The sequence below is a fragment of the Mycolicibacterium bacteremicum genome (assembly GCF_002086115.1).
Lineage (GTDB): Bacteria > Actinomycetota > Actinomycetes > Mycobacteriales > Mycobacteriaceae > Mycobacterium > Mycobacterium bacteremicum.
In genome coordinates this window covers 1-14,659 of sequence record NZ_MVHJ01000007.1, presented here as the reverse complement: position 1 = coordinate 14,659, position 14,659 = coordinate 1, and the positions used below count along the sequence as shown (strand labels likewise).

The following is a 14,659-nucleotide window of genomic DNA, read 5'->3' as shown; positions in this document are numbered from 1 at the left end:
ACCGTGACCAGAACCAATCCCGTGACCAATGGCCATCTGCGGCCATCGGACGCCGACCTCGGCCGGCTGTTCGCCGGCGAGCACCACGATCCGCACTCGATCCTGGGTGCGCACGAATACGGAGACCACACCGTCATTCGTGCGTACCGGCCGAACGCCGAATCGGTGACCGCCCTGATCGGCGGACAACGACATCCGCTCGAGCACGTCGAGGGCGGTCTGTTCGCCGTCGCCGTGCCGTTCACCGAGCTGGCCGACTACCGGCTCGAGGTGCAGTACCCGAACTCCGACCCGGTGACCGTGGCCGACCCCTATCGGTTCCTGCCCACGCTGGGCGAGATCGACCTGCACCTGTTCGCCGAGGGCCGGCACGAACGGTTGTGGGAGGTACTGGGCGCGCATCCACGCACCTACGGCACCCCCGACGGTCCGGTCGAGGGTGTGTCGTTCGCGGTCTGGGCGCCGAATGCCAAGGGCGTCACGCTGATCGGCGATTTCAACCACTGGGGCGGTAACGAGGCGCCGCTGCGCAGCCTGGGCTCCTCAGGCGTCTGGGAGGTGTTCTGGCCCGGCTTCCCCGTCGATGGGTTGTACAAGTTCCGGGTGCACGGCGCCGACGGCTCGGTGGTGGACCGCGCCGACCCGATGGCATTCGCCGCCGAGGTTCCCCCGCAGACGGCCTCGCGGGTCACGGTCAGCGACTACACCTGGGCCGACGAGGACTGGATGGCCCAGCGCGCGCTGAAGAACCCGGTGTTCGAGCCGATGAGCACGCTCGAGGTGCACCTGCCGTCCTGGCGGCCCGGGCTGTCCTATCGCGAGTTGGCCACCGAACTGGTCGACTACGTCGTCGAGCAGGGCTTCACCCACGTCGAGATGCTGCCGGTGGCCGCCCACCCGTTCGGCGGTTCCTGGGGCTACCAGGTCACCTCGTACTACGCGCCGATGCCGCGGTTGGGTACCCCCGATGACCTGCGCTACCTGATCGACACGCTGCACCAGGCCGGTATCGGCGTCATCGTCGACTGGGTGCCCGCGCACTTCCCCAAGGACGCCTGGGCGCTGGGCCGCTTCGACGGAACCCCGCTCTACGAGCACTCCGACCCCCGTCGCGGTGAGCAACTCGACTGGGGCACCTACGTCTTCGACTTCGGCCGAGCCGAGGTGCGCAACTTCCTGGTGGCCAACGCGCTGTACTGGTTGCAGGAATTCCATGTCGACGGCCTGCGGGTCGACGCCGTGGCCTCCATGCTCTACCTGGACTACTCACGGCCCGCGGACGGCTGGACGCCCAACATCTACGGCGGCCGGGAGAACCTGGAGGCCGTGCAGTTCCTGCAGGAGATGAATGCCACCGTGCACAAGATCTCCCCGGGAATCGTCACCATCGCCGAGGAATCGACATCGTGGCCCGGTGTCACCCGGCCGACGAACCTTGGCGGCCTTGGCTTCTCGATGAAGTGGAACATGGGCTGGATGAACGACACGCTGGAGTTCATCAAGCGTGATCCCATCCACCGCAGCTATCACCACCACGAGATCACCTTCTCCATGCTGTATGCGTTCAGCGAGAACTATGTGCTGCCGATCAGCCATGACGAGGTGGTGCACGGCAAGGGCACGCTGTGGGGCCGGATGCCGGGCAACGACCACACCAAGGCGGCCGGCCTGCGCGGTCTGCTCGCCTACCAGTGGGCGCACCCGGGCAAGCAGCTGCTGTTCATGGGCCAGGAGTTCGGCCAGCGCGCCGAGTGGTCCGAGGAGCGCGGCGTGGACTGGTATCAGTTGTCCGAGAACAGCTTCTCCACCGGCATATCGCAACTGGTGACCGATATCAACGGCCTGTACCGCGATCGGCGCGCGTTGTGGTCACGTGACACGGTGCCCGAGGGCTACTCGTGGATCGACGCCAACGATTCGGCGAACAATGTGTTGAGCTTCCTGCGATTCGGCGACGACGGTTCGATGCTGGCCTGCGTGTTCAACTTCTCCGGCGCCGAGCACGCCCAGTACCGGCTCGGACTGCCGCAGGCCGGCACCTGGCGCGAGGTCCTCAACACCGATGCCACCAGTTACAACGGCTCGGGCATCGGCAACTACGGGTCAGTCGAGGCGACCGCCGAGCCCTGGCACGGCCGTCCCGCCTCCGCGGTGATGGCGCTGCCGCCGCTGGCCGCGCTGTGGTTCGAACCCGTACCGGATCCCGCCCCCGAGCCGTAGCCGCCCTTCACGAGCAGACGCGTGTGTCCCTGATTTCCGCGGATTTCAGGGGCACGCGCGTTCCCCCGCAAGCGGGTGGTCCCCCAGCTCGCGGATATCAGTAGAGCGCGTTGGCGAGCTTGCGGCGCCCCGCGATCACCTCGGGGTCGGCGGCATCGAAGAGATCGAACAGCTCGATGAGCCGGGTGCGGGCCGCCGTGCGCTCGTCGCCGGCCGTGCGCTTGATCAGCTCGATGAGCCGGTCGAAGGCGGCCGTGACGTTCTGCTGCAGGATCTCGACATCGGCGGCGGCGAACGCGGCCTCGACGTCGCCGGGCGCAACGTCGGCCAGGGCCGGCGACTCGGGCGCGCGGGTGGTCGCCCGCTGCAGGAATGTGATCTGGCGGATGGCGCCGGTGGCCTCGGCGTCGTTGGGCTTGGCGGCCAGGATGTCCTGGTACGCGGTCAGCGCGGCGTCGAAGTCACCGTCGTCGAGATAGGCCCGGGCCTGCTCCAGCGCCGGGTCGGTCTGCTCGCCCTGCTCGGGGACGCCACTGAGCTTGCCTGCGGTGGCGCTGATCAGCGAGTCGATCCACTGCCGCAACTGCTCGGCCGGCTGCGGCCCCTGGAAGCTGGAGATCGGCTGACCACCGGCGAGGGCCACGACGGTCGGAACGGCCTGCACGCCGAACATCTGCGCCACCCGCGGGGTGGTGTCGACGTTGACGGTGGCCAGCGACCAGGTGCCGCCGTCTTCCTGCACCAGCGCGGCCAGCGTGTCGGCCAGCTGCACGCTGGCATCGCTGCGCGGGGTCCACAGCAGCACGACGACGGGGATCTCACCGGAACGGGCCAGCACCTCGGCTTCGAGATTGGCCTCGGTGACCTCCACCGCGCCGGCCGGCACCGTGGCCGCACCCTCGCGGCCCGGCGGCGGCGCCTTCAGGGCCGACAGATCGAAAGCACCGGCGAGCGCCGGACCGACAGTGGGGCGTGGTCGTGTCACGCCCCCAAGTTTGTCACGCCGCGGTTTGAGTCGTCACGGTGCCGGTGGCGACCGTGCGCGACGCGACGCCATCGATCCGGCCGAGCTTGTCGGCCCAGATGACGAAGATCACACTTCCCAGCGGCACGATGCTGCCCAGCAACGCCAGCGCCCAGGTGATGACGTTCCACTTCCGCTGGATACCGACCACCACGGCAGCCACGACGAACGCCATGAAGACGCCGCCGTGGATGGGCCCGAAGATCTTCACGCCGACCTCGGTGGGCGAGCCCGCCAGGTACTTGAAGTACATCCCGACCAGCAGGCCCGCCCAGCTGAGCGCCTCGGCGATCGCGACGATCCGGAACCAGCCCGCAGCGCTGCGGAGGTCATACTTGTTTGCCATGGGCGCCATTGTGCCCGAGTGCGGCGCCAGCTACTACATTGCGTCGTTGATCAAACTGAGGGCATTCTCAGCGGTCAGGGCCTCCGCAGCACCAGTGCGTCACCCTGGCCACCCGCGCCACACAGGGCCGCGACGGCGTAGCCGGAACCCCTGCGCGCCAACTCCAGCGCGGCGTGCAGGGTGATCCGCGCGCCCGAGGTACCGATCGGGTGGCCGATCGCGATGGCGCCACCGTTGACGTTCACCTTGGCCGGGTCGACCCCGAGCTCCTTGGTCGAGGCCAGCGACACGGCGGCGAATGCCTCGTTGATCTCGATGACGTCGAGCTGGTCGACGGTGATGCCCTCCCGGGCGATGGCCTTCTTGATGGCGTTGGCGGGCTGGCTCTGCAGCGTGGAGTCCGGGCCGGCGACCACACCGTGCGCGCCGATCTCGACCAACCAGTCCAGGCCGAGCTCGGTGGCCTTGGCCTTGCTCATCACGACCACCGCGGCCGCGCCGTCGGAGATCTGCGAGGCCGAGCCCGCGGTGATGGTGCCGTCCTTGCGGAAGGCCGGCCGCAAGCCGCCCAGCGACTCGGCGGTGGTGTTGGCCCGGATGCCTTCGTCCTCGGTGAACTCGATCGGGTCGCCCTTGCGCTGCGGAATCTGCACCGGCACAACCTCGTCGGCGTACACGCCGTCTTTCCAGGCGGCCGCGGCCCTCTGGTGGGACTGGGCGGCCAGCTCGTCCTGCTCGGCGCGGGTGAACCGGTCGACATCGTTGCGCTGCTCGGTGAGCGCACCCATCGGCTGGTCGGTGAACACATCGTGCAGACCGTCGTAGGCCATGTGGTCGACCAGCGTGGCATCGCCGTACTTGTAGCCCTCGCGGCTCTTGGGCAGCAGGTGCGGGGCCTGGCTCATGGACTCCTGACCGCCGGCGACGACGACCTCGAACTCGCCGGCACGGATCAGCTGATCGGCCAGGGCGATGGCGTCGATACCGGACAGGCACATCTTGTTGATGGTCAGCGCGGGTACGTCCCAGCCGATGCCGGCGGCGACGGCGGCCTGGCGGGCGGGCATCTGCCCGGCGCCGGCGGTCAGCACCTGACCCATGATCACGTAGTCGACCAGACCGGCGTCCACACCCGCCTTCTCCAGGGCACCCTTGATCGCGATGGCACCCAGGTCACTGCCCGAGAAGTCCTTCAGCGACCCCATCAGTTTGCCCACCGGGGTACGGGCACCGGCAACGATCACCGAGGTCGTCATTTGCATCCTCCAAGGGTTTCGTAACGGCCTAGTGTGGCCTATCACACAGGCTTAAAAAGCGCTGAATCAGGTTACCTTTACCCTATGACCACCGATCACGCCGATGCCCGCCCGGCGCTCGCCAGCGCCTTGGTGACCGCCATCGATCACGTGGGTATCGCCGTGCCCGACCTGGACGCGGCAGCCAAGTGGTACCACGACCACCTCGGCATGATCGTCCTGCACGAGGAGATCAACGAGGAGCAGGGCGTCCGCGAAGCGATGCTGTCGGTGCGCGGCGCCGCGAAGGGCAGCGCCCAGATCCAGCTGCTGGCTCCGCTGGACGAGAAGTCCACCATCGCCAAGTTCCTCGACCGCAACGGTCCGGGTCTGCAGCAACTCGCCTACCGCACCAGTGACATCGACACACTGTCGGAGAAACTTCGCGCCGACGGTGTCCGGCTGCTCTACGACGCACCCCGGCGCGGCACCGCGGATTCGCGGATCAATTTCATCCACCCCAAGGATGCCGGCGGCGTGCTGATCGAACTGGTCGAGCCCAACGCCGCGGCCGAACACTGACCGTTCTCACGACCACCGCCGGGTAGGCCCGCGCCGGGATCGATTGGTCCAGCACGCAGTGTGCCAGTGTCGGCGGTCCTCGACGTCGTCGAGTGGGATCGCCACGATGTGCGCCACGCCGGGTCGGATCTCGTGATCGCAACCCGGGCACCGATAAATCTTGTCGGCGCGCGACGCCGGGACCGATCGCACCTCGTGATCGAAACCGTCCGGGCCCGTCTCCACCCGTCGCGTGTGCAGCGCCGGTGGTGGCCGGTCCGGCTCACGGCGGGACCGATTACGGCGTCCCATTACGAGCAGTGCGCCATCAGAACAGCCGGAACTCGTCGCTGTCGAGCCCGCGCATCTTGTCGTAATCCAATATCAGACAACGGATTCCGCGGTCCTCGGCCAGGGTGCGCGCCTGCGGCTTGATCTGCTGGGCGGCGAACACACCGCTGACCGGGGCGAGCACGGTGTCGCGGTTGAGCAGGTCGAGATATCGGGTCAGCTGTTCGACACCGTCGATCTCGCCGCGCCGCTTGATCTCCACCGCGACCGCCCGCCCGGCCTCGTCGCGACACATCAGATCGACCGGACCGATGGCGGTCATGTACTCCCGGCGCACCAGGGTGAAGCCCGCTCCCAGCAGTTCGACGTGCTCGGCGAGCAGCGCCTGCAGGTGCGCCTCGACGCCGTCCTTGACCAGACCGGGGTCCACCCCGAGCTCATGGCTGGAATCGTGCTCGATGTCCTCCAGCGTGATACGCAGCTGCTCGCCGGCCTTGTTCTCCACCACCCACAGCAAGGCGCCCCCGTCGGCGCTCTGCTCGGTGGTCCAGCACGGCGGACTCATCCAGTTCAACGGCTTATAGGCACGATCATCGGCGTGCACGCTCACCGAGCCGTCGGCCTTGAACAACAGCAGCCGACGGGCCGACGGGAGATGGGCGGTGAGGCGTCCGACGTAATCGACGGTGCACTGGGCGATGACGAGGCGCACCGAACCACCATAGATGTTTCACCCGAGTCACTAGGCTGACGCCACGATGACGGCCAAGAAGAGCAGGGCGCAGAAACTCGGTCAGGTGCTGGAGAAGGTGACCGACCAGAGCGGTCGGGTACCGAACACCCCGGAGTACGGCTCGTGGATTCTCGGGCGGGTCTCGGAAACCCAGCGTCGGCGCCGGGTACGGATCCAGACGATCCTGACCACATTCGCCCTCGGCGCCAACCTGATCGGCGTCGGCGTGGCGATCCTGGTCGTGACCGTCACCTTCCCGGTGCCCAGCGTCTTCGACGACAAGGTCCTCTGGATCACCTTCGCGGTCGCACCCTCCTACATCGTGCTGGCCTTCATCATCGGTGTCGTCTGGGCGACCAACCGGGTGATCAAGACCGTCCGGTGGGCCATCGAGGAACGGGTCCCGACGCCCAAGGACCAGAGCAACACCTTTTTCGCGCCCTGGCGGCTGACCCGCGTGCTGCTCGCCCTGTGGGGTGGCGGCACCGTCCTGCTCACCCTGCTGTACGGCCTGCAGGACACCAACTACGTGCCCAAGGTGCTGCTCGGTATCAGCTTCCCCGGCATCGTGGTGTCGGCCAGCTGCTACCTCTTCACCGAGTTCGCACTGCGACCGGTCGCCGCGCAGGCGCTGGAGGTCGGTCCCCCGCCGCGCCGTTTCGCGCCCGGCATCATGGGCCGGACGCTGACGGTCTGGGCGCTCGGTTCCGGGGTGCCGGTGCTGGGCATCCTGCTGGCGGCCATCATCACGCTCTCGATACAGATCGTCTCGCCCACTCAGTTCGCCGTGGCGGTGATGATCCTGGCCCTGTTCGCGTTGGTCTTCGGCTTCATCCTGATGTGGATCCTGGCCTGGCTGACCGCGACTCCGGTGCGGGTGGTCCGTTCGGCGCTCAACCGGGTGGAACGCGGTGACCTGGAGACCAACCTGGTGGTGTTCGACGGCACCGAACTGGGCCAGCTGCAGCGCGGATTCAACTCCATGGTCGACGGATTACGCGAGCGCGAGCGCGTGCGTGACCTGTTCGGCAGGCATGTGGGCCGGGAGGTGGCCCTGCTGGCGGAGAAGGAACGGCCCCAGCTCGGTGGCGAGGAACGCCATGCCGCAGTCATTTTCATCGACATCATCGGTTCCACCAAGCTGGTGACCAGCCGGCCTGCCGTCGAGGTCGTCGAACTGCTCAACCGTTTCTTCGCCGTCGTCGTCGACGAGGTGGATCGACACCACGGCCTGGTCAACAAGTTCGAAGGTGATGCGGTGCTGGCCGTATTCGGCGCACCGGTCTCACTGGACAATGCCGAGGACGAGGCCCTGTCGGCCGCGCGGGCGATGGCCGAGCGGCTGCGTGCCGAGGTACCCGAACTCGATGCCGGGATCGGGGTGGCCGCCGGTCAGGTGGTCGCCGGCAACGTCGGAGCCAAGGAGCGTTTCGAATACACCGTGATCGGCGAGCCCGTCAACGAGGCCGCGCGGTTGTGCGAACACTCCAAGACGGTGCCCGGCCACCTGGTGGCCTCGTCCGACACCGTGGAGAATGCGTCCGAATCCGAGCGGGCGCATTGGTCGTTGGGCGAGCAGATTACCCTGCGCGGCCTCGACGAGCCGACCCGGCTGGCCGTACCGCATCAGCACGCCGACTAGCGGGCGAGCCCGGCCGTCGCGGCCGCGACGGCGTCCTCGACGGTGCGGAACCGGATCTGCTCGTACAGCGACCGGGTATCCGCGTCCTCGGGTGTCACGATGCCGTCCGGGTCGACGAGATAGCTCAGCTTGCCCAGCGCCCGCAGCTCGGCGCCCATACCGGCGAACATCCTGCGGGCCGCAGAATCGATGTCGTCGATGCGCGACACGTCCAGGATCGCGACATCCAGCTCGGCACAAGCCCGTTCGATGGTGCGGACGACCTGCTCGGCTCCCGGGAACAGCAGATCACCGTGTGTCTCGAAAACCCGCACGCCGGGACGCGGCTCATAGCTCGCCCGCATGGTGGCCCGCGAGTCCCGCGACACCGTCAGAAAGTGCAGGCCGAGCTCCTCGGAAAGCCTGCGGCACAACAACACCGAGCGGATGCTGTTGCCCTTCGGATCCAACAGGGGTGAGTAGGTTCCGATGCCCAACTGTCCGGGAAGCACTGCCAGCACTCCACCGCCCACCCCGCTCTTGGCGGGCAGGCCCACCTCGGTGACCCAGTCGCCGGCCCCGTCGTACATACCGCAGGTCACCATCACCGACAGCGTGCGGCGGACCACGGCAGCATCGGTGACCCGGCGCCCGGTCAGCGGGTTCACCCCGCTGCGCGCCAGGGTCGCGGCCATCCGGGCCAGGTCGACCGCGGTGACCTTCAGTGAGCACTGCCGGTAATACACGTCGAGAACCTCGTCCGGATCACCGTCGAGCACACCGAAACTGGCCAGCATGTAGGCGATCGCCCGGTTCCGGTTACCGGTCGCCTGCTCCGAGGCGTAGACATCGTGGTCGAGTTCGAGCCGTCGGCCGGCGAAGGCCGAGTAATAGTCCCGGATGAGCGCAAAACGTTCCTCGGCCGAGGACGCCGGTACCAGTGCCACCGCGGCGATGGCGCCGGCGTTGATCATCGGATTCTTGGGTCGTTTGGTGGCCGGGTCGACGCTGATCTCGTTGAAGGCCTCACCCGTGGGCTCCACACCGATCTTCGCATCGACCGCCGCGGGCCCCGATTTGTCCAGCGCGAGGGCGTAGGTGAACGGCTTCGAGACCGACTGGATGGTGAATTCTCGTGTCGCATCCCCTGATTGGTAGACATACCCGTCCGCCGAGGACAGCGCCAGGCCGAAGCCGGCCGGGTCGACCCGGGCCAGTTCGGGGATGTAGTCCGCCAGCTCTCCGTCGTCGACGCTCTGATACTCGTGGCGGATCCGGTCGAGGTAGTTCTGCACCAGCTGGGACACGACTGGATTCTAGGTGGAGCGCTCAGGGCTGCGGATACGGCGCGAAGCGCAGATCGAAAGCGGCCTTGCGCGCGGCGATCTGGGTGGCCCGCTCGGCCGCTGTCAGAAACCGAGTGGCCGGCGGCAGTTCGGCGGGCAGATCCTGCAGCCGGACCACCCTGGCGTTCACCGTCGGCAGACCGACCGCGTCGGGATCGAGATCCTGGAAGCGGATGGAGATGGTGCCCTGGTTCAGCCCGCCGGTGGAGACCCAGTTGGCCACTCCCGGATCGCCCGGCGACACCACGATCGTGTACGTGGTTGCGCCGGCATCATCGGCCTCGGCCTGGGCGTTGTTCAGGCTGGTCTGCTCATTCCAGTAGTCCTCGGTGACCGTCCAGTCGTCGGTGACCGGCACGACGAAATACCCGGCGCTGCCGCGATCGATCGTGATGACCAGGGCCTCGTCATCGGCCAACTGGAAGTACCCGGCGCTCTGCAACTGGGTGGCCAGGAACTCGGCATTGCGGGTCGGGTTTTTCAGTACGTTGGGGTCGATGCGCTCACCGGTGCTCGGGTCGGTGGTGGCGACCTTCATGTAGGTCTCCTCGCGCTGCACGCCGAGGGTCATGATGACCGCTGCCACGGCGCCGCGCAGCACCGTGGGCACATATGGCAGCGGCGGAATCAGCGAGACCAGCTTGGTCAGCACCGGATTGCGCACCACCGTCGGGCCGATACCGGGGATCGCGAACCCGCCGAGCTGACTGAACAGACTGTTCGGCGGACCACCCACCCGGGTGATCTCCAGGCTCATCGGCGTCTGAGTTGCCCAGTCGGACAGTGTGTTCCGGGTCGCGATGATGGTGGTGTCGGCGGTCAGCTGCAGATGGTTGGTGCGGCCACCGGCCGGGGTGCGGTCGACGGTGATGGTGAAGCTGCCATCGGGCCCGAGCACCAGCTGATCCTTGGTCAGCACCGCCGCGGTGTTGCCGGTCAGTCCGGTGAGCACGCTGAAGCTGGTGTCGGCGGGCAGGTTGTCGGGATCAGCGAACTTGCCGGTGATGACATAGGAGGAGGCGCCGTTGACACCCATGAAGCGGTAGATGGTGTCCGGGTTGTCATAGAGGATGCGCGAGGCCCCCACCGACTGGCCGTACCAGGTATGCGGCGGTGCGACCTGCATGACGACGGTCGGTCTGGCCGAGTTGAGCAGCTGCTGCTGGAAGGCCGCCGCCATGGCGTACGCGTTCACCGCCGCGTCCAGGCGGGCCAAATTTTCCTGGTCGGGTCCACCGACCCGGTCGAACTGCCGGTGGGCGGCGGTGGTGAAACCCGCTTTCAGGAACAATTTGACGAGCTTGACCGGGATCGAGTTCGCGATGCGCTGCGCCAGCCGCTCGGCGGCCAACTGCTGCGGTGTGCCCAGTGGACTGCTGCCGGCCACCGCAGGCTGTACCGTCGCGTCGGCGGCGGTCAACGCGGCGCCGGGGGTCACCGTCGAGGCGACCGAGACCAGCGCGGTCTTCTCCGCGGCGTCATGGCCCACTTCCCGCCGGGCGGCGCCGAGCGTGGCCGCCGCCGCGGCGTCGGCCGGTGTCGGCACCGGGTCGTTGCCGTCGGCGAGGGTATCGGTGAGCTCGGGGGCACGAGCGGTGCGGACCGAGCGGGTGCGCGGCGTGGTCGTGCGCTGTGGTGCCGCCCCGGTGCTGCGTGGCGCCGTCAGATCGGCCTGGGCCTCGGATCCGGACTCGGATTCGGACTCGGGTCCGGACTCAGCCTCGGATTTCGATTCGGGATGGGGTTTCGCCTCGGACTGGGGTTTCGACTCGGACTCGGATGCTCGCGCGGTCCGGGCGGGTGTCGCGGTCGATTCTGTCGAGCTGTTCGAAACCCCGGCGGAGCTCGTGTCATTCGAGCCGCTGCCGGCACGAGAGTCGGTGCCCTCGGCCGTCGCGACGGCGGTGCCGCCCGCTATCGCCGACCCGACGCCCAGGGCGACCGCAAGGGCGCCCACCCGACCTATGAACACCGCGCTCATCGCCGCACCTCCCTGGCCTGGGATTCGTTATAGCAGCGACGGACCGCCCGGCGGGTCAGAAAACGGCAGCAGGATTTCAATGGGCGACAATGGACGCATGCGACCGGTGCCGGCCCTCATGACCGCGGCTGTGCTCGTCCTCGCCGGTTCGGCCTGCGCGCGCGGACTGCCCGAGGTGGACTCGGTCGAACCTGCGCCGATGCATGCCCCGCCGACGGTGCTGCTGCCGCCGTCCTCGGCGACGTTCTCCCCGCCACTACCCCAGGAGCCGGACGGGCTGGTCGGTTCAGGCCGCTGAGTCAGCGGTCTCGGCGCGGCGACTACGGAGCCGCTTCCAGATGAACCAGCCGACCGCGGTGGTCGCCGCGGCGAGCACGATGTACTGCAGCGTCGCCGCGTAGGGATCGATGAGATGCCAGTTCGCCCCGAGCAGATAGCCGGCCAGCACGAACACCGAATTCCAGATCAGGCTGCCGAGCGCGGTCAGCATGGTGAACACCGTGAAGTTCATCCGCTCGATCCCGGCCGGGATGGAGATGAAGCTGCGGAACAACGGCAGCATGCGACCGAAGAACACCGCCTTGTGACCGTGCTTGTCGAACCAGTCCCGGGTCCTGTCGACGTCGGCGCCGTCCATCAGCGGCATCCGCGACACGATGCGACGGATGCGGTCATGCCCCAGCCACGCCCCCAGCCCGTACAGCATCCAGGCACCCAGCACCGACCCGGCCGTGGTCCAGATGATCGCGCCCAGCAGCGAGAGTTCGCCCAGGCGGGCAGCGAATCCCGCCATCGGCAGGATCACCTCGCTGGGAATCGGCGGGAACAGGTTCTCGACGAAGATCGCCAGGCCGGCGCCGGGACCGCCGAGGGTCTCCATCATGTCCACCGACCAACCGGCGATGCCGTCGAGCTCAATGGCCTCCTGTTGAGAGGTCATGCTGCGCCACTCCTCGCTTCTCATGGGATTTCCGAGGGGTACCCGCCGCAAGCGGCGTCGACCGCGACATCTCGGACCTCTCCAGTGTGCCGACAGGCCGCTGAGGACCGACTCAGCAAGATCGGTCGACATCACATCGATGTCGGTTTCCCGCCAGTGCTGTCGGTGTCCGGGTGTAAGGGTGAGAGCATGCACGACGACTTCGACAGCTGCTACCGGGCGGTGCAGTCCAAGGACGCCCGGTTCAACGGCTGGTTTGTGACGGCCGTGCTGACGACCGGCATCTATTGCCGACCGAGTTGCCCGGTTCGCCCACCGCTGGCGCGCAATCTGCGGTTCTATCCGACCGCCGCGGCCGCGCAGCAGGCGGGCTTCCGGGCCTGCAAGCGATGCCGCCCGGACGCCTCGCCGGGCTCGCCGGAATGGAATGTGCGCAGCGACGTGGTGGCTCGCGCGATGCGCCTGATCGCCGATGGCACCGTGGACCGCAGCGGTGTCACCGGGTTGGCCGAACGCGTCGGCTACACCACCCGACAACTGGAGCGGATGCTGCTGGCCGAGGTCGGCGCCAATCCCCTCGCGTTGGCGCGTGCCCAACGCACCGAGACCGCGCGGGTCCTCATCGAGACCACCGACCTGCCGTTCAGCGACGTCGCGTTCGCGGCAGGCTTCCGCAGCATCCGACAGTTCAACGACACCCTTCGCACCATCTGCGCGTCGACGCCCACCGAGCTACGCCACCGGGCCCGCGCTCGCGGTCCGGGGAGCCGCTCGGGTGCCGGGTGGCTCTCGCTACGCCTGCCGGTGCGCACCCCGTTCGCCTACGAGGGTGTCTTCGGCCATCTGGGAGCGAGCGCGGTCGCGGGGGTCGAAGAGGTCCGCGACGGCGCCTACCGGCGGACCCTCCGGTTGCCATCGGGTGCGGGCATCGTCGCGCTGACGCCCTACCCCGACCACGTGCACTGCCGGCTGCTCGTCGACGATCTGCGAGATCTGTCGGCGGCGATCGCCCGGTGCCGGCGGATGCTCGATCTGGATGCCGATCCGGCTGCCGTCGTCGACGCCCTCGGCGCCGACCCGGCGCTGGGCGCGGTGGTGGCCAAGGCACCTGGACAGCGGATCCCCCGCTCGCCCGATGAGGAGGAGCTGGCAGTGCGGGTGGTGCTGGGCCAGCAGGTGTCGGTGAAGGCAGCCCGTACGCATGCCGGCCGGCTGGTGCAGGCGCACGGGACCACCGTCACCGACCCCGGGGGCGGGCTCACCCACGTCTTCCCCACGACCGAGCAGCTGACCGCCATCGACCCGGAGTCGCTCGCCATGCCGCATTCCCGGCGTCGGACGCTGACAACGTTGATCAGGGCGATGGCCGACGGTGACGTCGAACTCGACAGCGGAGCGGACTGGAACCGGGCCAGGGCCGCGCTGACCGCTCTGCCGGGCATCGGACCGTGGACCACGGAGCTGATCGCCATGCGCGGCCTCGGCGATCCGGATGCATTCCCGGTTACCGACCTGGGCGTGAAGCTGGCCGCAAAGGCGTTGGGCCTACCGGACAAGGCAGAAGAGTTGACCGCACTCAGCACCCGGTGGCGCCCGTGGCGGGCATACGCCACCCAGCACCTGTGGACCTCACTCGACCACGCGGTCAACGAATGGCCGCCACACCAGCAGGAGAGATGATGACCGGGATGCGAATGCGTGTGGTCGAGAGTCCGGTCGGCGTGCTCACGCTGGCCGGCACCGGTGGTCGGCTCCGGCATCTGCGGATGGAGGATCAAACCTATGAGCCCAGCCGCGATGGCTGGGAGATCGACGAAGACGCCTTCTCGGACGCTGCGGCACAGCTGCAGGCGTACTTCGCCGGCGAGCTCACCGAGTTCGATCTCGATCTCGACCTGGCGGGGACGCCGTTTCAGCGCAAGGTCTGGGAGGCATTGCTGACGATTCCGTACGGCCAGACGCGGACCTACGGACAGATCGCCGCACAGGTCGGATCGCCGACGGCGTTCCGGGCCGTGGGGTTGGCCAATGGGCACAATCCGATCGGCATCATCGTGCCGTGCCACCGCGTCATCGGGGCCAACGGAAGCCTGACCGGATACGGCGGCGGATTGGATCGTAAGCGGTCGCTACTCGATATGGAGAAAAGTCGATCGGAATTCACCCTGTTCGACTGAATACGTGCGAATTCGCAACGGGCATTGTTTGTGACGCCATTCTTCGAAATACCCCCGAAAAACACAAATGCCGCGGCCCTCCAATGTGCATTGGAGGGCCGCGGACTTAATGTGTGTTCGGCGGTGTCCTACTTTTCCACCCTGTTGGGTAGTATCATTGGCGCTGGTAGGCTTAGCTTCCGGG

The 14,659-nt window shown here is 67.7% G+C and carries 14 protein-coding genes; 6 read left to right on the top strand and 8 right to left on the bottom strand.

Features of this window, described 5'->3' with window-relative positions; translation table 11 throughout:
• Positions 1 to 3 precede the first annotated feature (3 nt).
• Positions 4 to 2,220: a 1,4-alpha-glucan branching protein GlgB gene (glgB, locus tag BST17_RS10075; protein ID WP_083057586.1), complete on the top strand. Its 2,217-nt coding sequence runs from the start codon at positions 4 to 6 to the stop codon at positions 2,218 to 2,220.
• A gap of 97 nt (positions 2,221 to 2,317) precedes the next feature.
• Here glgB and BST17_RS10070 read toward each other — a convergent pair whose 3' ends face one another.
• From BST17_RS10070 to BST17_RS10060, 3 genes are all read right to left on the bottom strand, one after another.
• On the bottom strand, positions 2,318 to 3,205 hold the full coding sequence (locus BST17_RS10070) for a tetratricopeptide repeat protein (protein ID WP_083057584.1): 888 nt from the start codon (positions 3,203 to 3,205) through the stop codon (positions 2,318 to 2,320).
• Positions 3,206 to 3,218: 13 nt separating this feature from the next.
• The gene (locus tag BST17_RS10065; protein ID WP_109750080.1) at positions 3,219 to 3,599 is read right to left on the bottom strand and encodes a DUF3817 domain-containing protein; all 381 of its coding nucleotides are present in this window, start codon (positions 3,597 to 3,599) and stop codon (positions 3,219 to 3,221) included.
• A gap of 65 nt (positions 3,600 to 3,664) precedes the next feature.
• Positions 3,665 to 4,846, bottom strand: coding sequence for an acetyl-CoA C-acetyltransferase (locus BST17_RS10060; RefSeq protein WP_083057583.1), 1,182 nt, complete (start codon positions 4,844 to 4,846; stop codon positions 3,665 to 3,667).
• A gap of 84 nt (positions 4,847 to 4,930) precedes the next feature.
• On the opposite strand from BST17_RS10060, the gene mce reads away from it, so the two are divergent.
• Complete coding sequence (gene mce / locus BST17_RS10055; RefSeq protein ID WP_083057581.1) at positions 4,931 to 5,407, top strand: methylmalonyl-CoA epimerase; 477 nt, start codon at positions 4,931 to 4,933, stop codon at positions 5,405 to 5,407.
• A 6-nt stretch (positions 5,408 to 5,413) separates the two neighbouring features.
• Here the strand turns inward: mce and BST17_RS29640 are convergent, their stop codons facing one another.
• Both BST17_RS29640 and nucS read right to left on the bottom strand, forming a co-directional pair.
• On the bottom strand, positions 5,414 to 5,698 hold the full coding sequence (locus BST17_RS29640; protein ID WP_083057580.1) for an Rv1322 family protein: 285 nt from the start codon (positions 5,696 to 5,698) through the stop codon (positions 5,414 to 5,416).
• A gap of 16 nt (positions 5,699 to 5,714) precedes the next feature.
• Positions 5,715 to 6,389, bottom strand: coding sequence for an endonuclease NucS (gene nucS, locus BST17_RS10045; RefSeq protein ID WP_083057578.1), 675 nt, complete (start codon positions 6,387 to 6,389; stop codon positions 5,715 to 5,717).
• Between the two features lie 46 nt (positions 6,390 to 6,435).
• On the opposite strand from nucS, the gene BST17_RS10040 reads away from it, so the two are divergent.
• On the top strand, positions 6,436 to 8,052 hold the full coding sequence (locus BST17_RS10040) for an adenylate/guanylate cyclase domain-containing protein (RefSeq protein WP_083057577.1): 1,617 nt from the start codon (positions 6,436 to 6,438) through the stop codon (positions 8,050 to 8,052).
• Here the strand turns inward: BST17_RS10040 and glsA are convergent.
• The gene (gene glsA, locus BST17_RS10035) at positions 8,049 to 9,338 is read right to left on the bottom strand and encodes a glutaminase A (protein WP_083057575.1); all 1,290 of its coding nucleotides are present in this window, start codon (positions 9,336 to 9,338) and stop codon (positions 8,049 to 8,051) included. The genes BST17_RS10040 and glsA overlap by 4 nt on opposite strands.
• Positions 9,339 to 9,360: 22 nt before the next feature.
• Positions 9,361 to 11,358, bottom strand: coding sequence for a hypothetical protein (locus BST17_RS10030; RefSeq protein ID WP_083057574.1), 1,998 nt, complete (start codon positions 11,356 to 11,358; stop codon positions 9,361 to 9,363).
• Between the two features lie 97 nt (positions 11,359 to 11,455).
• Here BST17_RS10030 and BST17_RS10025 point away from each other — a divergent pair, with 97 nt between their 5' ends.
• Positions 11,456 to 11,656 carry a hypothetical protein gene (locus BST17_RS10025; protein WP_133053530.1) on the top strand — a complete coding sequence of 67 codons (201 nt, stop codon included), beginning with the start codon at positions 11,456 to 11,458 and terminating at the stop codon, positions 11,654 to 11,656.
• Here BST17_RS10025 and BST17_RS10020 read toward each other — a convergent pair.
• The gene (locus tag BST17_RS10020; RefSeq protein WP_083057927.1) at positions 11,645 to 12,298 is read right to left on the bottom strand and encodes a DedA family protein; all 654 of its coding nucleotides are present in this window, start codon (positions 12,296 to 12,298) and stop codon (positions 11,645 to 11,647) included. The two genes, BST17_RS10025 and BST17_RS10020, sit on opposite strands and share 12 nt — an antisense overlap.
• Positions 12,299 to 12,487: 189 nt before the next feature.
• Here BST17_RS10020 and BST17_RS10015 point away from each other — a divergent pair, with 189 nt between their 5' ends.
• Entirely contained in the window at positions 12,488 to 13,978 is a 1,491-nt protein-coding gene (locus BST17_RS10015; protein WP_083057926.1) for a DNA-3-methyladenine glycosylase 2 family protein, read from the top strand.
• Positions 13,978 to 14,475: a methylated-DNA--[protein]-cysteine S-methyltransferase gene (locus BST17_RS10010; RefSeq protein WP_083057570.1), complete on the top strand. Its 498-nt coding sequence runs from the start codon at positions 13,978 to 13,980 to the stop codon at positions 14,473 to 14,475. The genes BST17_RS10015 and BST17_RS10010 overlap by 1 nt, the downstream gene beginning before the upstream one ends.
• Positions 14,476 to 14,659 lie beyond the last annotated feature (184 nt).